Source organism: Paenibacillus sp. FSL W8-0919 (assembly GCF_038003785.1).
Taxonomy (GTDB): Bacteria; Bacillota; Bacilli; order Paenibacillales; family Paenibacillaceae; genus Paenibacillus_AQ; species Paenibacillus_AQ lactis.
In genome coordinates this window covers 1,664,507-1,688,003 of sequence record NZ_JBBOPV010000001.1, presented here as the reverse complement: position 1 = coordinate 1,688,003, position 23,497 = coordinate 1,664,507, and the positions used below count along the sequence as shown (strand labels likewise).

Annotated in this window: 13 protein-coding genes, 1 pseudogene and 1 riboswitch; of the genes and pseudogenes, 4 read left to right on the top strand and 10 right to left on the bottom strand. The window is 53.0% G+C overall.

Going from position 1 to position 23,497, the window contains the following annotated elements; genetic code table 11:
• Positions 1-4 precede the first annotated feature (4 nt).
• Both NST44_RS07290 and NST44_RS07285 read left to right on the top strand, forming a co-directional pair.
• The gene (locus NST44_RS07290; RefSeq protein ID WP_340898596.1) at positions 5-3,355 is read left to right on the top strand and encodes a GH36-type glycosyl hydrolase domain-containing protein; all 3,351 of its coding nucleotides are present in this window, start codon (positions 5-7) and stop codon (positions 3,353-3,355) included.
• 48 nt (positions 3,356-3,403) lie between these two features.
• A complete protein-coding gene (locus NST44_RS07285) occupies positions 3,404-4,378 on the top strand; it encodes a LacI family DNA-binding transcriptional regulator (protein WP_007128821.1) in 975 nt (324 codons plus the stop codon).
• A gap of 233 nt (positions 4,379-4,611) precedes the next feature.
• Here the strand turns inward: NST44_RS07285 and NST44_RS07280 are convergent, their stop codons facing one another.
• The 7 genes from NST44_RS07280 to NST44_RS07250 all read right to left on the bottom strand — a co-directional run bounded on the left by NST44_RS07280 (position 4,612) and on the right by NST44_RS07250 (position 15,983).
• A complete protein-coding gene (locus NST44_RS07280) occupies positions 4,612-5,886 on the bottom strand; it encodes an MFS transporter (RefSeq protein WP_007128822.1) in 1,275 nt (424 codons plus the stop codon).
• 254 nt (positions 5,887-6,140) lie between these two features.
• The gene (locus NST44_RS07275) at positions 6,141-7,985 is read right to left on the bottom strand and encodes a cache domain-containing sensor histidine kinase (protein WP_340898594.1); all 1,845 of its coding nucleotides are present in this window, start codon (positions 7,983-7,985) and stop codon (positions 6,141-6,143) included.
• Complete coding sequence (locus NST44_RS07270) at positions 7,982-9,562, bottom strand: response regulator transcription factor (RefSeq protein WP_007128824.1); 1,581 nt, start codon at positions 9,560-9,562, stop codon at positions 7,982-7,984. The genes NST44_RS07275 and NST44_RS07270 overlap by 4 nt, the downstream gene beginning before the upstream one ends.
• Positions 9,563-9,858: 296 nt before the next feature.
• Positions 9,859-11,538 (bottom strand): extracellular solute-binding protein, encoded by a 1,680-nt coding sequence (locus NST44_RS07265; RefSeq protein WP_007128825.1) that lies wholly within the window; start codon positions 11,536-11,538, stop codon positions 9,859-9,861.
• Positions 11,539-11,605: 67 nt separating this feature from the next.
• Positions 11,606-12,505 carry a carbohydrate ABC transporter permease gene (locus NST44_RS07260; RefSeq protein ID WP_144877950.1) on the bottom strand — a complete coding sequence of 300 codons (900 nt, stop codon included), beginning with the start codon at positions 12,503-12,505 and terminating at the stop codon, positions 11,606-11,608.
• A 25-nt stretch (positions 12,506-12,530) separates the two neighbouring features.
• Positions 12,531-13,508, bottom strand: coding sequence for an ABC transporter permease (locus tag NST44_RS07255; protein ID WP_007128827.1), 978 nt, complete (start codon positions 13,506-13,508; stop codon positions 12,531-12,533).
• Positions 13,509-13,919: 411 nt separating this feature from the next.
• On the bottom strand, positions 13,920-15,983 hold the full coding sequence (locus NST44_RS07250) for a molybdopterin-containing oxidoreductase family protein (RefSeq protein ID WP_340898589.1): 2,064 nt from the start codon (positions 15,981-15,983) through the stop codon (positions 13,920-13,922).
• 574 nt (positions 15,984-16,557) lie between these two features.
• Positions 16,558-16,740: riboswitch (cyclic di-AMP (ydaO/yuaA leader) on the top strand.
• A 168-nt stretch (positions 16,741-16,908) separates the two neighbouring features.
• Between NST44_RS07250 and NST44_RS07245 the strand changes: the two are divergent.
• Positions 16,909-18,736 (top strand): annotated as a pseudogene (locus NST44_RS07245) (APC family permease).
• Positions 18,737-19,030: 294 nt separating this feature from the next.
• Positions 19,031-20,446 carry an amino acid permease gene (locus NST44_RS07240; RefSeq protein ID WP_245255799.1) on the top strand — a complete coding sequence of 472 codons (1,416 nt, stop codon included), beginning with the start codon at positions 19,031-19,033 and terminating at the stop codon, positions 20,444-20,446.
• Between the two features lie 148 nt (positions 20,447-20,594).
• Here NST44_RS07240 and NST44_RS07235 read toward each other — a convergent pair whose 3' ends face one another.
• The 3 genes from NST44_RS07235 to NST44_RS07225 form a co-directional block, all read right to left on the bottom strand.
• Positions 20,595-21,848 (bottom strand): MFS transporter, encoded by a 1,254-nt coding sequence (locus NST44_RS07235; protein ID WP_340898586.1) that lies wholly within the window; start codon positions 21,846-21,848, stop codon positions 20,595-20,597.
• A gap of 112 nt (positions 21,849-21,960) precedes the next feature.
• Positions 21,961-22,557, bottom strand: coding sequence for a TetR/AcrR family transcriptional regulator (locus NST44_RS07230; RefSeq protein ID WP_144877945.1), 597 nt, complete (start codon positions 22,555-22,557; stop codon positions 21,961-21,963).
• Between the two features lie 269 nt (positions 22,558-22,826).
• A complete protein-coding gene (locus NST44_RS07225; RefSeq protein WP_007128834.1) occupies positions 22,827-23,429 on the bottom strand; it encodes a DUF4352 domain-containing protein in 603 nt (200 codons plus the stop codon).
• Positions 23,430-23,497 lie beyond the last annotated feature (68 nt).

Sequence of the window (23,497 nt, the reverse complement as noted above, 5' to 3'; positions counted from 1 at the left end):
CTTTATGACAACCATTACAAAGGATCTGATTCACATTCAGGCGGGCGATCTTTGCTTTAGTTTCTGGCAAAGCGGTGACTTATATAAAGCCGTAAGCGGAAATACAATGATCAATCAGCTGATCTCCAGTCCGCTGGACGGCTCCATGAACAATATCTATTTGCGAATTCACAATGAAGCGGGCATAACCAGTTATCCCCTGCTCGGTATTCATTCCTCCAGTAAAGTAAGCACGGGCAAAGGAATGATCGTCTGGGAGGGTACAGCGGAAGACGTGGAATACAAGGTTTCGTTCGTACTCCAGCCGGAGGGCATCTGGTTCTGGGATGTTCAGACCCGTGGACAAGGCCAAGTCATTGACATCATCTACGGACAGGATGTAGGAATTGCTGACATTGGAGCGGTTCGCAGCAATGAAGCTTATCTGTCCCAATATATTGATTACCGCGTCTTTGAGCACAGTGAACAGGGTTATGTGGTATGTTCCCGCCAAAACCAACCCCAAGGCGGTGCCTTCCCTTATCTCCAGCAAGGTTCACTTTCGGGAGCTTCAGCATATTCAACGGACGGCTTTCAATTCTTCGGACTGTCGTACAAGGAAACGAACACGCCGGTCTGCCTGAATCAGGAGAAACTGGCCTGTGAAGTGTACCAATATGAATTTGCCTATACCGGACTCCAGTCTGAACAGAAGACCTTGAACGGTGAAGAGCGTTTTGTATTTTATGGCCTCTTTAAAGGAGATCACCCGGCTGCTGTTGAGGAGCTTGAATACTTAACGGAGGTTCAGCAAGCTTGGCAGTCCTATGAGAATCAGACTTCCAAGCATAAGCTCGAGCCCCTCCCCGCCACTCGTCTTAAACCGTACATCGGCGAACCGCTGCAAGCGCTCGAGTTGTCCGAAGAAGAAATCAATGCGCGTTTTCCAGTAGGCAGCAGACATCAGGAGGAGCGAAATCAGGGTAACCTGCTGGCTTTCTTCACAGATACCTATGAACATATCGTTCTGAAGCAAAAAGAAATGCTCGTTGAACGCCCGCATGGGCATATTCTGTTGAGCGGCGACAACCTGAAGCTCGGTGCTGAAGTGATGGCAACTACCTCTTTCATGTACGGCATCTTCAACTCCCATGTCGTGGTTGGCAACACGAATATGAATAAAATGATGAGCAATTCCCGCAGCGCACTCAATGTGCCAAAAACGTCGGGCCAGCGGATTTATGTAGAAAAGGACGGAACGTATCATCTGCTGACGATGCCGTCTATGTTCGAAATCGGCTTTAACTATGCTCGCTGGTACTATAAAACGGAAGACGACATGCTGATCATTACGAACTATACGGTGCTGGATGCCCCCGAAGTGCGGCTGCATGTCCGATCGGAGAATGGAATCCCGTACAATTATCTAGTCACGAATCATGTGACGATGAACGTTAATGAGTACGAAACTCCGGTACACATGACAGAAGAAGCCGGAGTGCTGACGTTCCACTCCGATACGAATCCTGTATCGGCCAAAGCTTATCCGGAATTGCAATACCGCCTTTGGGTTGACGGTGCAAAGGTAACGGTTGGAGATGAAACGACGATGGCCGACGGTGTGGCACCGGGCTCCTCTTCCCTGGTAACCCTCCGTCTGGATCGAACAAACGATTGGACGCTTACGATCCAAGGCCTGCTGGAGGGCAAGACCATTACAGACCGGCCGCGCAGCGCATCCGAAGAAATCATTCGTTACCGCGAATACTATCGCCGCGTCATGAACGGCTTCCATCTCTCGCGTCCCGGAGATGATGCAAATTCATTATTCAAAGTAAACGCACTAGCCTGGTGGTATACGCATAATATGTTCGTCCATTACTCGTCTCCTCACGGCTTGGAGCAATACGGAGGCGCAGCCTGGGGAACACGTGATGTCTGTCAGGGACCTGTCGAATATTTTATGGCTACACAAAAATATGAGCAGGTGAGAGATATTCTCAAAATGGTATACTGTCATCAATACGAGGATGGCGGAAACTGGCCGCAATGGTTTATGTTTGACCGGTATTTCGCCATACAGCAGGAAGAGAGCCACGGCGACATCATTGTATGGCCGCTGAAAGTACTAAGCGACTATTTAACGGTCACGCAGGATTTCAGCATCCTGGATGAACAAGTTCCTTATACTTTGAAGCATTCTTTCCAGTTCACGGAGAATAAAGCGTCGATTCTGGAGCATGCCAAAAAAGAAATCGAATATATACGCAGTCATTTTCTGCATGATACCCATCTATCCTCCTACGGAGACGGTGACTGGGACGATACCCTCCAGCCTGCCAATGCGCAGCTTAAGCAGTTTATGGTCAGCAGCTGGACAGTAGCCCTGACTTATCAAACGATGAAGCAGCTCTCTGCAGCTCTGCGATCGTTTGATCAAGAACTGGCAGGCACAATATCTGATATTGCAGCAAATATCGGGCAGGATTTCAAGAGGTACATGCTGAACAATGATGTTATACCTGGATTCCTCTACCTCGAGGATCCGGAACAACCTAAGCTTATGTTACACCCTGAGGACCAGGACACCGGTATACAGTACCGGCTGCTCCCCATGACCCGCAGCATGATTGCCGAACTCCTCGAACCGGAGCAAGCCCGTTCCCATTACGAGCTTATTCAGAGTACATTGCTGTTCCCGGACGGCGTGCGTCTGATGAACCGTCCAGCCTCTTATAAAGGCGGCGTTAGCACACATTTTAAGCGGGCGGAACAGGCTTCCAATTTCGGGCGCGAAGTAGGCTTACAATATGTCCATGCCCATATCCGTTACATCGAAGCGATGGCGAAGCTTGGACATGGAGAGGATGTATGGAAAGGGCTTGAAACGATTAACCCTGTCGGTATCCAAGAGGTGGTACCGAATGCGGCAATTCGCCAGAGCAATGCTTATTTCAGCAGCTCTGACGGCAAGTTCAATACCCGCTACGAGGCTCAAGAGCATTTTGATGACTTGCGCAGCGGAAAAGTGGAGGTCAAGGGCGGCTGGCGAATTTATTCCAGTGGACCGGGGATCTACATGAACCAGTTAATTTCAAACGCCCTCGGCATCCGTCAGGATCGCGGCGACCTGGTATTGGATCCGGTTATACCCGTCAGCATGGACGGACTTCATTTTGACTATGAATTCGCCGGTACCAAGGTAACCTTTATCTACCACGTTACGGGCAACAGCATCAGCCGCGTTGTGATGAACGGGACCGAGCTGACAGCTGAGCGTATCACTAACCCTTACCGAGAAGGCGGTCTACGCGTTTCCAGACAGCAATTCGAACAGATGATTCAGGGACGGAACAGGATTGAAATCTTCATGTAGTCTGCAATCCCGCCAGGGATTGGTTTATGAACGAAGGAGCGAGCAAAATTGGTAAGTATTAAGGATATCGCAAAAAAAGCCGGTGTTTCGATATCGACCGTATCTTATGCCCTCAACGGCAGCAGTAAAGTGACGGATGAGACGAGCTCTCGAATTTTGGCCATCGCTCAGGAACTGAACTATATACCGAATGCGGCAGCCAGAACGCTTAAAAAGCGAGAGTCCAAAATCATAGGCGTCTTTCTGACGGATTTCAAAGGAGAAGTGTACGGAGATCTGCTGGATGGCATGAAGGAAGTCGCCAACACGCAAGGCTATGATCTGATTGTATGCAGCGGCAAGCAGTCCCACCGAATGCTTCCCGAGCGGATGATTGACGGTGCCATTATTCTTGATCAGGCCTTCGAAAGCGAAGAGCTGCTGGAATATGCGGATCGCAATCACAAAATCGTTGTTTTAGACCGCGAGCTCGATCACAAAAACATCAATCAGGTGCTTCTAGACAATAAAGCAGGCGCTACGCTCGCTATGGAATATTTGATCGAACGCGGGCACCAGAAGATGTATATCGTTACCGGTCCGCCGGGATCCTTCGACTCCATGCAGAGAATGAAGGCCGTTAAACAGGCCCTGGACCGTGTAGATCACATCGAGTGGATCGAAATCGAGGGAGATTTCAAGAAAAGCGGCGGTGAAAAAGCGGCTAAACAAATCATAGCGGACTATAAGGATCCGGTAGCCGTATTCTGCCTAAATGATGAGATGGCCATCGGGCTTTGCAACCAGATAACCGAAAATTCTTCTCTGGTCATTGGCGAGCAGATTCATTTAATCGGCTTTGATAATATTGAGCTGACCCGCTATATGCAGCCGCGCTTGGCAACCATCGATTACTCCAAACGCAAGTGGGGGGCCCTTGCAGCCGAGCAGCTGATCAAGTTGATCGCTGGGGATACCGTTGAGAATGAACGCATCTACGTCACCCTGGTCGAAGGCGAATCGGTTGGATACGCCGTCAAATAATTTAACAGTACTGATATAAATATCTAAAGAGGGGTGTCCCAAAAGAAAATTTGGAACCCCACAGCAATAAAGTAGGATGGTATTGGAAAGAAATTAAGGAGCTAAGCGATTTATTCTCGCTTAGCTCCTTGTCTTTTGGCGTCGACGGAGGCATTGACGACTTGAAATTCAGCAGGTCACCGGCCTGCTCTCTATCCAACCTTATTAGCATTCGGCTTGCTTGAAGCAATCCCCTATAGCGGCAGGGTTTCCTTCGAAACGCCTCGTTGCCCGTCCACCTGTAAACGGCCGTCATCACCCAGGATGACGCTGCGGCTGATCCGGGCATGGACAACAAACGAGGCGAAAGACAGCACCGCCGTGGCTGCGGCCAGCCAAGCCACCGGCGTCAATCCGCCGCCGTCATACATCGTGCCCATCGCGTACGGGCCAAGCACCCGCCCGGCTGCCCCCATTCCTCCGGCTACGCCGATGTAGAACGGGGCCGCCCGGCCGGCCCGCTCCGATATGAACGCCGGAATCGCCGGCGAGATCAGCATTTCGCCAAGGGTCGCCAGCACCATCGCCAGCACCATGCCCGGATAGCTGTGCATGGCGACGATGACAAGGTAGGCGGACAAATAGAATAAGGCGCTGACGGCCATCTGGCTGCTCTCCGTCCGGGCGAACCAGCGCTTGATCAGCTTGGTTACGGGCTGTGCCGCAAAGATCAGAATGCCGTTAAGCGTCCACAGATAGCCGTAAGCAGTCTTGGACATCCCTTCCGAAATGATGAAGGGCGACACGCCCGTGTTCCAGATGGAGTTGCCGAACCAGAGAAACAGCGAGCCAAGCCCCATATAGAGGTAAATGCGCGTGTGCCCGAGAAGTGCCCATGTCCCTGGCCCTGCTGCGAGAGGCGCCCTCAGCTTCGGGTGCCGGTCTTCCTGCTGCACGGCGCCGCCATCCAGCTTGGTCAGATAGGACAAGAAGAAGATGGCGAAGCCGAGCGAGGTCACGCCGTTCAGCACAAAGCTCAAGTGATACGAAATTTCCGCCAGAAATCCGCTCATGGCGGTGCCCAGGGCAACGCCGATATTATTCGCTACATAGATCACATTAAAGAGCTCCCCGCGCCGATCGGCAAACCGGAAGCCGATAAACGCCTGGATCGCCGGCATCGATACGGCATTGCAAAAGCCGATGAAGCCCATCATCGCCACGAACAAGCCCCATAAGCCGTTAATGAACGGCAGGGTGAACAAACCCAGCGCATTCAAGAGGAGAGAGCCCACGATAAGCCGTTTCACGCCAACCCTGTGATACAAGCCCCCGCCCACCAGCTGACCGGCGATTCCTCCAAGCGATTGAATCAGGATGACGAAGCCTGCATCCTGCATGCTCCGTCCCAATTCGTCGAACACGTACATCGTGGTGAGCGGCCACATGAGCGAGCCGCCGGCCGAGGCCACGAGACTTGCCACAAGAAAACCTTTTACTTCCTTAGGGTACTGCTCCAACCATTTCATCGTCTCAATCTCCCAGCAGCCTCGCAAGCAGTATTCAGCAGTTAATGCCATGATCATTATCCAAATAAAAAAGCCCTTGGCGGGCTTGAATAGGTATCACTCGCAGGGCAATGGGCAGGATGCCACTCCCGCTTCTGCTGCAGCTTACATAACCTGTAACTTTGTGCTTGCCCAATCTCTAGTATCGCCGAAAGCGATGTAATTTCGCAAGCACATTTAGTGACGCTTTAATCGAGCAGCGAAACAGGACCGCTTCAGCGGCCCTGCTGCTCCATTTTCCGCTCATCGCTCCGGTGCCCCCGTCTCCTCTTCGCAGGAATCCGGATTTGTACCGAGGTTCCGATGCCGACCCGGCTAAAGATGCTTACGCCATACTCGGGGCCGTAATGCAGCTTCACCCGCTCGTCGATATTCCGAATGCCGCAGCCGACATGGCTGTGATCCCCCGGATCGAAGATCTCGCGGATGCGTTCCGGCTTCATGCCCAGACCATCGTCGATGACCCGGTAGAGGATCGTGTCCCCCTCCTTCTTCACCAGCACCCGGATATGAATCCGGTCTCCGCTCCAAGCATGCTTCAGCGTATTTTCGATGAATGGCTGCAAAATCAGCTTAACGGTCTCGTAAGGCCAGATGTCCGGATCGATGTCGAAGGCAACATCCATCCGCCTACCGTATTTCACCTTCTGGATATCCAGATAAGCCGAAGCCTGTTCGATCTCCGCGGCGATCGGGATCATCGTTCGGCCGGAATTCAGCGTCAGCCGGTAAAACTGCGCCAGCTGGACCACCATCTGCTGAAGCTTCTCCGTCTCGCCGAACTTGGCCAGCTGATTGATGGACGACAGCGTGTTATACAAGAAATGCGGATTGATCTGCGCCTGCAGCATCTCCAGCTCCGCCTCCTTCTTCTGAAGCTGGGTAAGATACACCTTATTGATAAGCGCTTCGATATCTTCCCCCATGGCGTTGAGCGCATCGGCGATCTGCGGAAATTCTCCCCGTCCCCGGTATTTGATCCGCTTGTTCAGGTTTCCTTCCCGAAAGGCGTTCAGCACGGACACGATCTTCGTAATTCGAATGGACAGATACCGGGACATGAGAAATCCCGTCAGGACGAATAGAATGACGCACGCCAAACAGATAAGAATAAAGACGGTGCGTACGCGCTTGGCCTCCTGCTCGATAATGTGAAGCGGGACCTCCGCAACGAGTCTCCAGGACTGCTGGGGAAGCTGTTCCTCCAAGACCAAAGCATTGTTCTTGGCGTCTGCCGCCGGTAGCGGGTCCATACCGGTTTTAAGACCATGGGCTTGAACGCCCCCGCCCGGTCTCCCGGAGGAATAAAGGACGTTCCCGGAGGCATCGACCACCGTCAGCGTGCTGCCTTCTCCCAGCTTCTTGTAATCTACGCTTTCGAACAACTCGGACAGGCGGACGCTGAACCGCATGATTCCCACTTCCTTGATCTCGAGCAGGTTCCCCATATCCACGATCCGCCGGATCAGCGAAATTCTGCCGTCCGTTTGATCCTCCTCGACCTGCCGCCACAGCATGGTTTTGTTGTAGCTCTCTTCAGGAAGCTCTTCATACCAGCGCTTATTATAAATGCGCTCCATATGATAGACATTGTAGGTTTGTTCACTGTAATCTTCGCGTCCTCCCCACAGCCGGTATATTTCGTCCAAGCTCTTATTATGGAAGTATACGGACAGCCTTAGATTCAGTCCGATTGCTTTGGAGGCGCTTTCCAATTTCGGGATGATGACCTTATTCATCCGGTTATAATTGTCCATCCGCTCGTCCATCCGCTTCACGCTTTGGATCAGGCTTGAGTCATTGTATAAAGTCGCGGAGGTTTGAACGATATCATCGACCTTGTAAGCCACATTATCCCGGATCTGTGCCAGCGTCCCCTGAATATTCTTCCGGGTCTGCCTCCGCATGCTCTCGTCGTACATGGTCTGGGATATATAAAAGTTCGCGGAAACCAAAAGGATAATAAACGCCAGATACGACAGCATCAGCTTGTAACCGATCGGTATGTATCCCGTCCCGCTGCCTTTGCGTTGTCCGGGTTGAAGGAATCGGCGGATCATTCGCTTTCTCTCTTTCGGTATTCCAGCGGTGTGATGCCGAATTTCTCCTTAAACTGCCTGCTGAAATAAGGAAGATACCGGTACCCCACCTGATCGGCCACTTCATAGATTTTCATGCCGGGCTGCTTTAACAGCTCGCAGGCCTTCTCCATCCGAAGCTGCACCAGCAGCTCATTGAACGTATGGCCCGATTTTTCCTTGATTAAATACCCGATATGGCTCGGTGAAAAGGAAAAATGCTGGGCGATATCCCGAATGGTGATATTTTCGCTCATATGCTCCTTGATAAAGCTGATCACGCTCCGGATGAACTTGCTGTCCTTGCTGTTTGCCTTCTCATACAGCTTCTCCGATATTTCGAACATGCGCCGGACCAGCCAGCCCCGGATATCGTTCACCGTCTCAAACTGCATCAGAATATCCAAGTGCTGCATCTCCATGCCGAGCAATTCGAACAAATCCTCATCTTTGCTGCTTAAATATTGATCAAGCTTCCAGATGATATAGCTGGACATATTGTGTACGGTAAATCGGGAACGCAGTCTCTTGACCGAATCAAACCATTTATCGAGCTCATCGCAAATCCGGACCAGCTCGTAATCCTCCATCGCTGCAAGCAGGCTCTTCATCCGTTCATCCAGCATCCGGGCATCCAGCATGGCCGGCTCGGCCCGTACATCCTCGTACTTGATCACGGTGCCCTTGCCCAAAAACATTTTGCCCTCCACCGCCTCTACGGCCTGCCTGTGCGATGCTTGAAGATCATCCGGCCCTTTAGCGGTTCCGCCGATTCCAGCGGTGACGGTTGCAGGCAATTGCCGACGGATCCGGTCAACCAAGTCCCGTACCATAGCGTCGGACTCGGCTTCCTCCAACAGCAGCGCGATCCGCTGGGAGGACAGCTTGCACCAAGTGACGATCCCGAGGGCCAATACGCTGTCCTGCACATGCTGCAAAAACTTGCGGGTCGTCTCCCGCTGCGAGGACATCCCTCCCGCCTGCTCCCACGGCAAATTGTCCAGCTCGATGACCGCTACCCGCACCGGCCAATGCATCCGGTCAAGCCCGTACGATACCATCTGTTTGGCCAGTGCTTCGCTGTCATCACTGTCCTCCCGTTCCAGCAGCCTTATCAGAATGTCGCTTTTGACAATCGGGATCATTTCCTGATAGGCCGTTTCCACTTCGCGCTGCTTGATCTCTTCATCCAAATCCCGCTTTGCTTTCAATAAAGAGGATACCAGCTCGCTATCGTTCATTGGCTTCAGAACATAGCTGTATGCCTTGAGGGATAACGCCTGCTGAACATAACTGAACTCCTGATAGCCGCTGACGAATATGATCCTGATGCTCGGCTTGCGTTCAAGCGCGATTCGGGCCAGCTCAAGCCCCGACATATAAGGCATATTTACGTCACTGACAAGAATGTCGATGTCTTCCTTCTCAATGATGTCGCATGCCGACAAGGCGTTGTTCACACTCCCCCTCACCACCATATTCAGGTCGGACCAAGGGATAAACCTCCTCATTCCCTCCAAATCAAGCTCCTCATCATCGACCAACAGAACCTTATACATGCCATCCCCCCTGTTCGAAATCGATCACAAAAGGAGGCCGCGGCGCTTCTGCGAAAGCCGCTGTGCTTTCCTGCCTGCGCCTGCGCCTGCTCCTCGCTCTTCCGTTCGTCTCTCTCTGCCTGTAAATTCCGTGATGTTTAACGCTCTCTTGCCGAAACCGGCAGTTACGTCTAACCACAAAGCCCTGTCTTTTGAAGCATCCTCCATCAAAACGGAGATATCCCAAAGAATCCACCCGCGGATTCTTTGGGACGTTGGGATAAGAATGGATAATATGTCCAGCAAGAGAAACTAGATTATTTCTGCATTTTGGCGAGGTTTTCTTGCCATTTGACCGTACGCCATTCCAGGAGCCTGTCATAACCCAGATCCATCAAGTCTTTATTGCCCTGGTCGAGGATTTTGTCGACTTCCTCGTCGCTTGCAGCCATGGACGACTTGGCATAGATCTCAAGGAACAATTCATCCACCGAAGTCCGGATAATGCCTTCCTCGGAATCGGTTGGCGGATTCAGTCCGGTAAACTCGGTCACATTCAATTGAGTCGGCCAGGTGATGGTCTGCTGATAACGTGCGACCCAGTCCTGCTCCTCAACCGGAAGGCTCTCCATGTACTTCCATTTGGCAGGGTCGATATAGCTGGTATTGCCCACGAACATCACTTTATCATTCTTGGTTTGAATCTCCGCCACTTCTTTCGGATCATAGTTCTCCGTGAAGTTCGGCTTGCCTTCTTCATCAAATCCTTTCCAGTTCTTCCCTTCCGGACCGAAGAACTGGACATTCATGCCTTCAGGTCCGGTATACCAATCAAGGAATGCAAAAATGGCTTCAGGGTCTTCGGCAGCCGTCGTGATATAAGCGGCATTCCAGCCGAAGCTGGTATACGTTCCCGGGTAAATTTTGTTCTTATCCAAACCTTCCTTCCGGATCGGCCAAATCATGAAGTAGCCGGCATTCGGATCCGTCTTGGTTAATTCCTTGTGCGCCTCGCTGGCGAAGAGCGTAGGGTTCGCCGAAGCATAGACGGCTACTCTTCCGGTCATGACCTTCTCCTTAACCTGATCCTCCGTCTGGTTGAACGCATCCTGGGAGATCAGCTTTTCCCGATACAGCTTGGAAATATATTTCTGGGCTTCGCGGAATACCGGATCGGTTAGCAGCGATGTCAGCTTGCTGTCTTTCGGAACCGCCAGCAGATTCGCGTTCAGGTTCGTGTAGCTTGCTCCTTCTCCAAACGCGGTGTACAGCACGCCCAAACCTTGTCTTTCCTGGGCCCGATGCGGCTCGAACGGCACCACTTGGTCTCCGTACTTTTCTTTTACCTTGACCAGGTAGTTGTAGAGATCGTCGGTTGTTTCCAGTTTGGGTGAACCAAGCTCCTCATAGATTTTCTTGTTCACGGCATATCCCGCATTTCCGAAAGGACGGGAGGAGTACCAGTTCGGAAAGCGGTACAGCTTGCCGTCTGCCGAACGGAGCAGGTTCAAATCATCTCCCATCCAGGTCTTCAGATTCGTGTACTTATCCAGATAATCATCATAAGGAACGAGCTTGCCGGCCTTCTCCAGCCGGTCCATGTCCGGGTGGTCCCGGTCCGTCCAGATCATGTCAGGCAGATCATCGGAGGCCATCATGGCGCTCAGCTTTTGCGTATGGGCTCCGGCAGCTTTGATCATGTCAATCTTGACCTGCTTCTCCTCGCTGAGATATTTACCGATCGGCGTGCTTTCCCATTTAGGGAAGTCGGTATCCTGGTAATGGGCGTATGCGCTGAACTGGAGCGGCTTCTCTCCCAGCACCCACTTATCTTCTGTATTTTCTTTAGGCGGTTCATTCGGCTGTTCATTGGTCTTCGGTGGATTGTTTGTTGGCGGCGGCGAGCCTTCGTTGGACTTGGTGCATCCCGTCATGACGGTAACGAGCACCAGCAGCGCCGATGCCATGACCAGGAGCGGCTTTTTCATCTTGCTCATTCTCTTAACCCCTCTCATTCTCGAATTATATATGTTCAAAGCTGTTCGCCTTAAACCGATGCCAGGATTACTCTTTCAGCGAGCCTACGAGCACGCCCTTGACAAAATACTTCTGTACGAAAGGGTACACGAGGATAATCGGAGCGGTGACCACGATCATCATCGCCATCGTCAGCGATTTCGAGCTGGTGTTCTTGGAGCTTTCGATCAACGCAAGCGCGCTGCTGTCGATAGCGGAGCTTTGCGCGGTTTTGATATTGGCGTTCAGGGTCTCCCGCAATATCGTCTGGATCGGCAGCAAATCCTCGTTGGTGATATAGATGCTTGGCAGGAACCAGTCGTTCCAGTGACCGACCGCCGTGAGCAGCGCCAAGGTCGCGATGACCGGCCCCGAGAGCGGAAGCACGATCCTGAAAAAGGTCCCCCAATTGCTGCACCCGTCAATATGCGCAGACTCTTCCAGGCCGACCGGCAGCCCTTTAAAGAACGTGCGGAAGATGATCATATTCCAGACGCTCACCATAGAAGGAATGATAAACACCAGGAACGTATCCATCAGGCCGAGGGACCGGATCAGAAGGTAGGTCGGGATCAAGCCTCCGCTAAAGTACAGGGTGAATATAAAGAAGGTCATGTAGAAGCTCCTACCATACAAATAAGAGCGGGTCATTCCGTATGCCACGATAGCCGTCATCAGAATCGAGGTGGCGGTTCCGACGACCGTCCGGGCGATCGAGATCATAAACCCGTTGATCAGACGCTCATCCTGCAGGATCACCTGGTAATTCTCCAGCGTGAATTGACGCGGCCAGAACGTGATGCCTCCTTTGGAGGTATCCACGCCGACGTTGAAGGAGATCGCCACCGCGTTCCAGAATGGATAGAGCGCTGAGAAGGCCAATAAACCAAGCAGAACGTATATGACGGCAAGCATGACCTTGTCTCCGAAGCTGATTCTTTTTAACATGCTGTACCTCCTAAGCTTGCGAATCTTACCACAGACTGTTGCCGGATCGGCGGGCCATGTAGTTGGCAATCGTCAAGAGCGTGACGCTGACGATGGCTTTGAATAGCCCGATGGCGACAGCATAGGAATAGCGGTGTGTGCCTAGCCCCACGCGGTAGACGTACGTATCGATAACATCGGACACCGGCCTCAGCACCGGATTCGTTGCGAGAAGCAGGATATCCTCAAATCCCGCATTGACCAGGTTGCCAATGGCAAGAATCATGAAAATAATGACAACCGGCATGATGGAAGGCAGCGTAATGTTGAAAATCTGCTTGAATTTGCTTGCGCCGTCGATATCGGCTGCTTCATACAGTGCCGGGTCGATCCCTGCGATGGCAGCCATAAACACAATGGAGTTGAACCCGATTTCCTTCCACACATTCGCCGAGATTAGAATCGACCAGAAATATTCCTTCATGCCGAGGAAGTTAATCGGCTCGTTGATCAAACCTACGCTTTTCAGAAGCATGTTGACGCTTCCATTCTCTGTGGACAGCATCGACATCGTCAGACCGGCCACGATGACCCAAGATAGAAAATGAGGCAAATAGGTAAGCGTCTGGACCGTCCGTTTAAAGAACATATGGCGGACTTCGTTCAGCATAAGCGCCAGCAAAATCGGTGCCGGGAAGCCGATAAAGAACTTTAGCAAACTGATGACGAGGGTATTGCGGATCAGCCGCTCAAACTCCGGCGCGTTGAAGAAGGCTTCGAAATGCTTGAAACCGACCCATGGATTCTCCCAAATTCTCGAGCCCGTAAACAGGTTGTAATCCATAAATCCGGTAATCACCCCGTACATCGGCAAATATGAGAATATGAAGACGAGGATGACTCCGGGAATGACCATAAGCTGGACATCCCATTGTTTCATGAAGCGGCGCAAGAAGCTGGAGCTGTGGATTCGGGGCCCCGGGGTAACCGTTGCCGGCCGCTGTTTCGGTGCAGATTGGGACATGTTGTTCCTCCCGCTTGAAAAATATAGTCAAGGCGCATGCGAACATCCTTGCGACACACGTTAACGCCAGCCTAAGGGCTGCGGTCTTTCGGACTTAAGGACATTCTAACCTTGGCGATGGGGTGAAACTATATAACAAACCCGCGATTTTTTATACTTCTGACGGATGATCGGTACGGACACAGCTTGAAAAAGTATAAAGTCTGCCTGCCCACGGCATAAAAAAAGATGCCGCCTAATGATAGACGGCATCTTGATCTTATCAATTACTTTTTTTGTATCGGTTAAATGGATCGTTTCAGGGCATTGCCCATCGCATTTGAAGCACTGCACCCCGCGCATTCATTTAGCTCCGTACCGCTTACGGCATTCGCGCATATTCCGATATCGGGGAGAGGCCTCCCCTTCGGCTTATGTGCGCTTGATCTCGACAACGGTCGAGAAGAAGGTTGCCCCCTCACCCATGTCTGCCAGCCTGTCCGGCGTAAGGGCATTGGCCCGCTGCTTCCGGCCCTCGCCTTCCCACCAGAGGCCTTGGCTGACCACGGTGCCCGGCAGCATCTTATCCACCACTTTGGCGCGAGCCTCGTAGGTTCCGCGATCGTTGAACACAACGACCGGATCGCCGTCGGCAATCCCGCGCTGCTCCGCATCCTCGGGATGGATCTGGAGCGTCGGCTCCTTCTCCATCTTCTGATGCTTCTCGACATTTGCAAAGATCGAGTTCAGGAAATTGTGGTTCGGCGGAGAAATGAACATCAGCGGATACCGGTTCCCCCGTCCGCGCCGCACCCCGTCATAACCTTCCTTCAGCGGCACATAGGTCGGCAGCGGCGGAAGTCCGGCTTCCGCCAGTCTGGCCGAATACAGCTCGATCCGTCCCGAAGGGGTCGGAAGCCGGTCCAGGAAGCTCTCGAGAGGCGTCATGTCCAGCTTGACATGGCGCTCTGCCTTCAGCCTGTCCAGGGTCACTCCGTTTAAATACGGATTATCGGGATTATCAAGCGCACGGGCAATCATCTCTTCTTCCGATTCCCGGAAGGCTTCTTCCTCAAAGCCCATTGCCCGGCCGAGCAGGGAGAACAGCTCAACATTGCTCTTGCTTTCCCCCTGCGCCGGAATAACCGGCTCCTGAAGCTGAACGTATTGGTGCCAGTAGGAGGCGTACAGGTCCGTGCTTTCAAAGGAGGAGGTGGCCGGCAATACGATATCCGCATACTTGGCCGTGTCCGTCATAAATAAATCGTGAACGACCGTGAACAGATCCTCCCGTGCAAAACCCTCTTTCACGCGCTCCGTATCCGGAGCAACCACCAGCGGGTTGCTGCAGTAGACGAATACCGAGCGGATCGGCTTCTCGGTCATGGCCAGCGCTTCCCCGATCCGGTTCATATTAATCGTGCGCGCACCCGGGTTCGGCCGCAGATCCGGCCGTTCCAAAGCCTCGCTGTTCATGCTGTTGTAGCCCCCGTTTGATTTGGCGGCCCCGCCGCCCCGCTTGAGCCACTGCCCGGTCAGCGCCGGCAGGGCCGCAATGCTCCGTACCGTCATGCCGCCGTTATCATGATGCTGCAGACCGTTGCCGATGTGAATGTAAGACACGCCGGCACGGCCATACAGCTCGGCCAGCTTCGCCACATCGTCGGCCGGAATGCCCGTTACGGAAGACACGTATTCCGGCGTGTACGTCTTCACATGCTCCCTCAGCTCCTCATGGCCGATCGTATAACGTTCCATGAACGCCTCATCCACCAGCCCGTCCCGGAACAGGACGTGCATGATCCCGACGGCAAGCGCGGCATCCGTACCGGGATACAGCGGAATGAACCAATCCGCCCATTGGCCGGTCTGATTTTTATGAACATCGATGACGACGACCTTCGCGCCCCGCTTGCGGGCTTTTTCGGCGAGCACCACCTGATGCATGTTCGTGCTGACGATATTGCCGCCCCAGACGATGATCACATCGGCGTTCACCGTGTCTTCAGGGACCGTCCCCCCGTTGAAGCCCATGACCGATTTCCAGCCTTCGTTTCCGGCCGAATTGCAGATGGACTGCTTCAGCTTGCTGGCCCCCAGCCTGTTGAAGAAGCGGCGGTCCATGCCGTCTACGCTCAAGATGCCCATGTTCCCGTAGAAGCTGTAAGGCAGGATGCTTTCCGGACCATCCGATGCAATCAGCGCCTTGTACCGGTCCGCGATTTCCCGGATCGCCTCGTCCCAGCTGATCCGCTCAAATGAGCCGGCACCTTTCGGGCCGGTCCGGCGCAGCGGATAGAGCACACGCTCCGGATGGTATACCCGGTGAGCCATATTGCGCACTTTATTGCAGATCGCGCCTTGCGTGATCGGATGGTCGGGGTTGCCTGTAACCTTTACGATTTTCCCGTTCTCTTTATGCAGCAGCAGGCTGCAAGTATCCGGACAATCCAGCGGGCAAACCGCCGGAAATACGCCGTGTTCCTGATGAATCAATTTGTCCTCTCCCCCTTGTGCTCCAGCCTCTTTCGTATCCCCTTATCTTAAAAAAAATCAGCCTTATCGTAAAGTCATACATTTTTTTCTAAAGATGTGATTCACCCCTCGAACTCCCGGGTATATTTCTATCAAGAGCAAGGATGAGAAACCCAGACCCTTTCTCCTCCTCGCCATATCATGGACCACTCCCAAAAATTCGCCATGCATGTATCTCCTCCCCCGAGATACGGCATGGCGAATTTACATTACGGCCGGCTCAAGAAGCGGCCGCGAATGCTCTCTTCGGCTTGCTTCTTCGATAGGAGCATCCTCTTTTATCTGCACGCCTACCTTTTCCCCTCACCGCGTTTTCTGCTTTCCCTACCGCGCTTTCAGTTTCCAAATCTTCGCATTCAGCGATTTATTGCGTAAATCTGCAAAATAATGATCCCGCGAAAGTCCGTATCCCATGTAATCGCTTACTTATGGATCATTCGGTTCCTTACTGCCGAAAATAGCGGCAAAAGGCCGTTTTACAATCGAATGCCGCAGGCGTAATATACTATTCAGATTTCAAATCCAATATAATCTCACAGTTGATTCGCCGAATTTCCAGAGAGGAAAATGGGGGAACCGAAGCGTATGCCTGCCGATGCGGCAGCCATACTATGGGGTGAATCCTGAATAACCGCGGCCGGTCCCGCGCGGCATCAGGTAGGGCGACTCTCGCGCCCGAATCCGACAGCTAACCTCGTAGGCGTTAATGGGAGGGTTGTGAACTTGTGCAAAAAACACAGGCTCTAACCTGTGTTTTTTCTATGCCAAAAATCGAAATGGAGATGCATCCCATGCCCGGCCCTTGACCATTCACCCAAGCCACATAGCTTTATGCTTTTTTGGGGAAAACGACCCAAAATCCAAATCGAATCGGTGGTGAAACACGATGCTATCTTCCATCAAGCGCTTCCTCATCGGAAGACCGCTTAAATCCAATGAATTAGGCGATCAAAAATTGAATAAAACCAAGGCCCTGGCGATTTTGTCATCCGATGCCCTGTCATCCGTCGCCTACGGCCCCGAGCAAATCCTGCTGGTGCTGATGACTGTCGGCGCGGCTGCCTATTGGTATTCCATCCCGATCGCCATCGGCGTTCTCGTCTTATTGCTGGCGCTGATCCTATCGTACAGACAGATCATCTTCTCTTATCCGCAGGGCGGTGGAGCCTATGTCGTGTCGAAACGGAATCTGGGCATGTATCCAGGCCTCGTTGCCGGAGGCTCCTTGCTCGTCGACTATATCCTAACGGTGGCGGTCAGCGTATCGGCCGGTACGGATGCGATTACGTCGGCTTTTCCCGAGCTGCGTCCCTATAATGTCGGAATCGCCGTACTGTTCGTCCTGTTTCTTACCGTGCTGAACTTGCGGGGCGTGACGGAATCCGCCTCGATTCTGGCCTATCCGGTCTACCTGTTCGTACTGGCCTTGTTTATTCTGATTGGCGTCGGTCTCTACGATATTGCAACCGGCCACGCTTCGCCGGAGCTGCACACCAAGATCGGCACGCCCGTCGCCGGACTGAGCCTGTTTCTGCTCCTGCGGGCGTTCGCTTCAGGCAGCTCCGCGCTCACCGGGGGTTGAAGCCATATCCAACGCCATTCCGAACTTCAAGGAGCCTGCACCGAACAACGCCGCCAAAACCCTGGCCGCGATGGGCTCCCTGCTCGCCCTGTTATTTTCGGGAATCGTCTTCCTGGCCTATTATTACGGGGTCAGTCCCAGCGAAGAGGTGACGGTTGTCTCCCAAATCGCCGAGCATACCTTCGGCCGGAACGCGCTGTATTATTTCATCCAGGGGACCACGGCGTTAATTCTGATCCTGGCGGCCAACACGGGGTATTCGGCATTTCCTCTGCTGGCCGTCAACCTGGCGAAGGATAAGTTCATCCCGCGGATGTTCACGGTCCGGGGGGACCGCTTGGGGTATTCCAACGGCATCATTATCCTCGGTCTTCTGTCCATCGTGCTGATCCTGGCCTTCGAGGGCAAGACCGAGCATCTGATCCCGTTGTACGCCGTCGGCGTATTCATTCCGTTTACCTTGTCGCAGACGGGGATGATGGTGAAGTGGCTTCGCGAGAAGCCTCAAGGCTGGCTCCCCAAGCTGGTCATTAACACGACGGGAGCCGTTATCAGCTTTGCGGTAACGTTGATCTTTTTCCTCACGAAATTCGCCCAGGTGTGGTCGGTGCTCCTGTTTCTGCCGCTCATCATCTGGATCTTCACCCGGATTCGGAATCACTATGAAGCGGTCGCCGATCAGCTCCGGATTACGACCTGCGAGCCGGCAAAGCCGATCGAGGGCAATATTATTATCGTACCGGTAGCCGGCATTACGCATGTGGTGGAGAACTCGCTCAATTATGCCAAATCACTGTCCGCTGACCAAATCATCGCCGTTTACGTGAACTTCGAACGGGAAGACCAGATTGCTTTCGAGGAAAAATGGAAGAAGTGGCAGCCGGACGTCCGGCTGGTGACGCTGCATTCGCCATACCGCAGCATCATCTCGCCGCTCACTAAATTCATCGACACGGTACAGCGCAAGGCCAGCGAGTCCGACTACCAGGTGACGGTCGTCATTCCACAGTTCATTCCGAAGAAGGGGTGGCACAACTTCCTGCACAATCAGTCGAGCTTGCTCATTCGCGCTCATCTGCTTTACCGGCGGGATGTTATTCTTACAACGGTTCCTTATCATTTGAAGAAATAGCTGCAGCCCGGACCCATGGCGGGGACGGGCTTTTTCTGCCTTTGCATCCGGTTCGCTTCCCACATCCGCTCCCAAGCGGCTGATGCTGATTCTTCTGAGATGGATTGGGAAGAGACTGGTAATTTACCGAAGGAAAGCGTACGCGCATGGCCGCCAACACCTTCGACATAGGCTTTTTTCTGGGGACAGGCAGCCTTAGGCTTTCAAAGCGTCTTATTTTTCTTTATAATGTCGGAATGGATGGGTCATGCATCGGGGAAATCTATCTAAATAAACATCTAGGAGACTCCATTTATGAGCTTGAAACACAATCTGCTTCGCAAGAAGCCGATTCCGTCTTTGACAGGCGGAGAAGTGCGTTCCGCATTGAAGAAACAGCTCGGCGTCATGGACTTGATCGTCCTTGGCGTCGGTTCTATTGTGGGAACGGGAATTTTCGTATTAACCGGCGTGACGGCCGCCACCCATGCCGGTCCGGGACTGATCTTGTCATTCCTCCTGGCAGGGCTGGTATGCGCCTTCTGCGCACTATGCTATGCCGAATTCGCCTCCACCGTGCCGGTAGCCGGCAGCGCGTATACGTACAGCTACTCCGCCTTTGGGGAAGGCCTCGCTTGGCTGATGGGCTGGGATTTGCTCCTGGAATACGGCTTTGCAAGCGCCCTCGTATCCAGCAGCTGGTCGGGATATGTGCAGAGCATTCTGTCCGGGTTCAATATTCATCTTCCTGTTGCCATTACAAGTGCCTTCAATCCTGCGAAAGGCACATACGTGGATGTGCCGGCGATCGTCATCGCGCTGTTGATTACATGGATCGTATCCCGGGGAGCGAAGGAATCCACCCGGCTCAACACCATCATGGTATATCTGAAGATAGCCGTCATCGTTCTGTTCATCGGTGTCGGAGTTTTCTACGTGAAGCCGGACAACTGGACGCCGTTCCTTCCGTTCGGCATCGAAGGGGTCATGACGGGGGCGGCCATCGCCTTCCTCGCATATATCGGCTTCGACGTCATCGCCACAGCTGCGGAGGAAGTGAAGCAGCCTCAGAAAAGCCTGCCAGTCGCCATATTAGGCTCTCTGCTTATCGTTGCCATCCTATACATTGCCGTTACGGCGGTATTAACCGGCCTTGTGCCGTATCATCTCTTGAACGTGAAAGACCCTGTCGCCTTCGCGCTGCTGTATATTGAGCAGGACTGGATGTCCTACTTCATCTCGCTCGGAGCCCTCGCCGGCCTGACCACCGTCCTCATGGGGGTATTGTTCGGTCAATCCCGGCTGCTGTACGCACTCGGTCGGGACGGCTTGCTCCCGAAACGGATGAGCTCGGTCAATCCGAAGACGAAGTCGCCCGTATTCAGCACTTGGGTATCCGGCATCTGCATCGCGGCGCTGTCGGGCTTCGTTCCGCTTGGAAACCTGGCGGACCTGGCCAGCATCGGCACGCTGTTCGCCTTTATTACCGTTTCTCTCGGCATCATTGTCCTGCGCAAGACGCACCCTAACCTGAAGCGGACCTTTCGCGTGCCGCTGGTTCCATGGCTGCCCTTAATCGCCACGCTCAGCTGCTTGTACCTGCTCACGACGCTGCAGCGGATCACCTGGATCGGGTTCATCGTCTGGATCGGGCTCGGCATCATTATCTACGCCGTGTATGGTTACAGGCACAGCTCGCTGCGCCAAGACGCAGCACCAGACGAATCCTGACTTCGAGTGAACGTCTTGCGCGCTACCATAGATTAAACCAGCCTTGACCTCATCATTAACGAAGAGAAGAAGGGACTCTCCCGTAAGGTCCATTGACCTGGGACAGTCCCTTCTCTTTTCTTATAAGTAAGTTGTTGAGCTGAGCGCTCTAGGATTCCATCACGCCTTTAGGGGCAGCCGTCGGCCCGGCAGGCATGCCTTCAACCGGCACCTTGGCGGCGGGAAGCTTTATGCTGACGAACGAGGATACCAGGAATATGGCTCCTGCCGTGAAATATACCGCAACGATCGACGATGCCGCCATATACCATCCCGTCAGTCCGGAGCCGATCAGCAGCATGCCGGTAAAGACCGGCGTCATGACGCCATTGAGACGCCCGATATATTGTTCATCAACCTGCCGCATCATCAGTGCCATCAAGACGGTTTGCGCCAGCGCCATCAGCACGCCCGTAACAAAACGCATGGCACCGGTCAGGAGCGGCCACTTCGACAGTACTTCGATGCATGTGGACACCCCCAGGAAGGCAAGACCAGCAAACAGAAGATACGAGCCTTTCACCCTCCCGGCGATGACGGCAGCAATAATCCCCCCGATCAGCATCCCTGCACCCTCAAGCGCGGTAAACCACTGCACGCTGGTCATATCCAGCATCAACCGCTCGGTGATGACAAAGATATCGAGCGGCTGGACAAGTCCCGCCCCGAGCGCCAGAAGAACATAAACCACCAAAAGAACCTTCAGCCATCCGGTACGACCGATGTAGCGGAAGCCCTCCTTCAGTTCTTCTGTAAAAGAGCTTGCAGAGTCGGCCCTATCCGCTGCTTCATCCACATGCGAGGGGAGGAATGCCAATACGGCGGCAGAGCCGGCAAATATGACAAGCAGGCTAATCAAAGACGCTTCGAGGCCGAAGGCTTGATAGATCGTCGTCCCGATCATCGGCCCTAGAATAATGAACAGCGACATGAGCGCCTGGGACAATGCCGTCGCCGACGAGACATGCTCATCCGGCAAGCAGCGCTTGATGATCTTGAACGAGGACGGCTGGGAGAATTGGGAGACAACGGCCGAGATCAGCGTCACGGCGAAGGCCGCCTGCCAATATCCTGCAAATACGACGAACAGGATGAGCAGCACGGATAAGAAACTCAGGATGTCCCCCCAAATCATCGTGCGCTTCGGCCGCCAGCGGTCGGCTAGTACGCCGCCGATAATCGAAACCAGAAAGATCGGCGCATATTCAATAACGGTCAGAAGCGATATGGCTACCGGGTTATGATGGCTTTTCTCCATAATGAAGTAGAGCAGCGCCATGTTGCGGATCCAGATGCCGATGTTCTGCAGGACATCCGAAATCGTGAGCAGTACAAATGCTTTGTTGCGAAACAGATGCTTCATTGTTCATGCCCCCTTAGTTGAAACCGACTAGTCGGTTTATTTATATTCATAAAAGCACGGAGCATGCCTTCGCATGTTCCTATGCTTTATCAAAAGAAGCTTGGTCATCCGGTCAGTCCTCGGCTCGCCCAGTCATCACCCCTTGCAGAAAAATGCTGACGCCCTTCCGGTACAGCATGCGCAATTCCTCTTGTGACCGTTCATAGAACGTGGTCGACAAGCCGTCGAGAAGGGATCCGAATATAACGGATACTTCCTCGATATCCTCCGGAGAAATGATTCCTTGATCGGCACCCTCCTCCAGGATTTCCAGGTACAGGGCCCGCGGCCCCTGCAGGATCGCCAGCAATTTATTCAGCAGCGTATTGTCATTCGGCTGGTTGATGTAAAATTCCTCTGCAACCTTCGTGAGCGGGTTTTGAAAATCATCGACCATATGATCAGCGATCCCATACAGCTTCTCTTCAAAGCTTCCGTACTTCGCCTTCTTCTCGTGCCATGCTTCCATCCATTCCTGATTCTGTTTGGCAAGTAGCTGGATAAAGAGATCCTCCTTGCTGTCAAAATGGTAATAGATGCTGCCCTTGCTGGCACCGGTAAACTTGACCAATTCGTCCATGGACGTTGCCGCATATCCGCGCTGGATGAAGAGCATCTTCGCTTTCTCCAGAATAAGGTCCCGCTTCCGTTGAGCTTTCTCTGTTGCCATCGAAAAGCACTCCTTGCTACAATGAATTGCCGTTACGGACAAGGTCCTGCAGCCCTTCTTGGGTGGAACCAGAGCCCGATTTATCGCCATTGTTCAAACCAATTCGTTGATTTCAGAAAAAAACCGACTATGCGGTTTAATTTCATCCATCATACCCCAACCCTCCCGCAATGTAAAGGAAAGGCCTGAATAACTAGAACAGGAGGGCTTTCGTTTTATCGAAAACCCTCCTGTCATCGTGCTGCCTACATTCTTAGCTATGATTCGTCTTATTCCAAATTCCAGACAGCTCTGTCCATCTTCATCGGATCCCCGAAGCTCAGCTGCAGACCTTTGGCATCTTTAGCTACCTCATAGGAAATTTCACCCTTCAGCTCCTCCCCGGGTGCTATGGTTCCATCGAGGGTCTGCACATCCGAGGAGATCGCCGGCGTATAGTGCACCTCCTGGTCATCTGTCAGCGCAAACGATAAGGCGGACGAAATGACCACCGGCTCGGTTCCGTTATTTTTAACGGTTAGATCGACAACCTTGAACATATTGCCATCCTGGGGCTTTTTATAATCGTCCCCTTCCGATTCCCGCAATCCGTTCAGCGTAATCACGATTCCGTAATAGTCGATCGTATCGCCGACAACGCCTGTCTCGCCGGCACTCAGCTTCTTGCCACCGTCCGGCGTAGCGGTCTGATCCTCTTGGGGCTTGGCTGAAGGGTCTTCAGCGGATCCTGAGGCATTGCCTGAATCGCCGCCTCCGCTTACGGCAGGGGGCTGTTCCGCCGGCGGAGCAGCCTGATCATTCGAGCAGGCTCCAATAAGCAGCATCGTCAGTATTGCAGCCGAAATTTTTATCATCATCGGATTCATCCTCATTCATATTACCTCCTATCGCAGTCATGGCTTGATTAGAATCTTTCCTTAATCCTGAACTTAAATAGTTT

Coding starts and splice junctions, on each gene's coding strand:
- NST44_RS07290 (WP_340898596.1), top strand. CDS start 5: ATGACAACCATTACAAAGGATCTGATTCACATTCAGGCGGGCGATCTT.
- NST44_RS07280 (WP_007128822.1), bottom strand. CDS start 5,886: ATGAAATGGTTGGAGCAGTACCCTAAGGAAGTAAAAGGTTTTCTTGTG.
- NST44_RS07275 (WP_340898594.1), bottom strand. CDS start 7,985: ATGATCCGCCGATTCCTTCAACCCGGACAACGCAAAGGCAGCGGGACG.
- NST44_RS07270 (WP_007128824.1), bottom strand. CDS start 9,562: ATGTATAAGGTTCTGTTGGTCGATGATGAGGAGCTTGATTTGGAGGGA.
- NST44_RS07265 (WP_007128825.1), bottom strand. CDS start 11,538: ATGAGCAAGATGAAAAAGCCGCTCCTGGTCATGGCATCGGCGCTGCTG.
- NST44_RS07260 (WP_144877950.1), bottom strand. CDS start 12,505: ATGTTAAAAAGAATCAGCTTCGGAGACAAGGTCATGCTTGCCGTCATA.
- NST44_RS07255 (WP_007128827.1), bottom strand. CDS start 13,508: ATGTCCCAATCTGCACCGAAACAGCGGCCGGCAACGGTTACCCCGGGG.
- NST44_RS07240 (WP_245255799.1), top strand. CDS start 19,031: ATGAGCTTGAAACACAATCTGCTTCGCAAGAAGCCGATTCCGTCTTTG.
- NST44_RS07235 (WP_340898586.1), bottom strand. CDS start 21,848: ATGAAGCATCTGTTTCGCAACAAAGCATTTGTACTGCTCACGATTTCG.
- NST44_RS07230 (WP_144877945.1), bottom strand. CDS start 22,557: ATGGCAACAGAGAAAGCTCAACGGAAGCGGGACCTTATTCTGGAGAAA.
- NST44_RS07225 (WP_007128834.1), bottom strand. CDS start 23,429: ATGAGGATGAATCCGATGATGATAAAAATTTCGGCTGCAATACTGACG.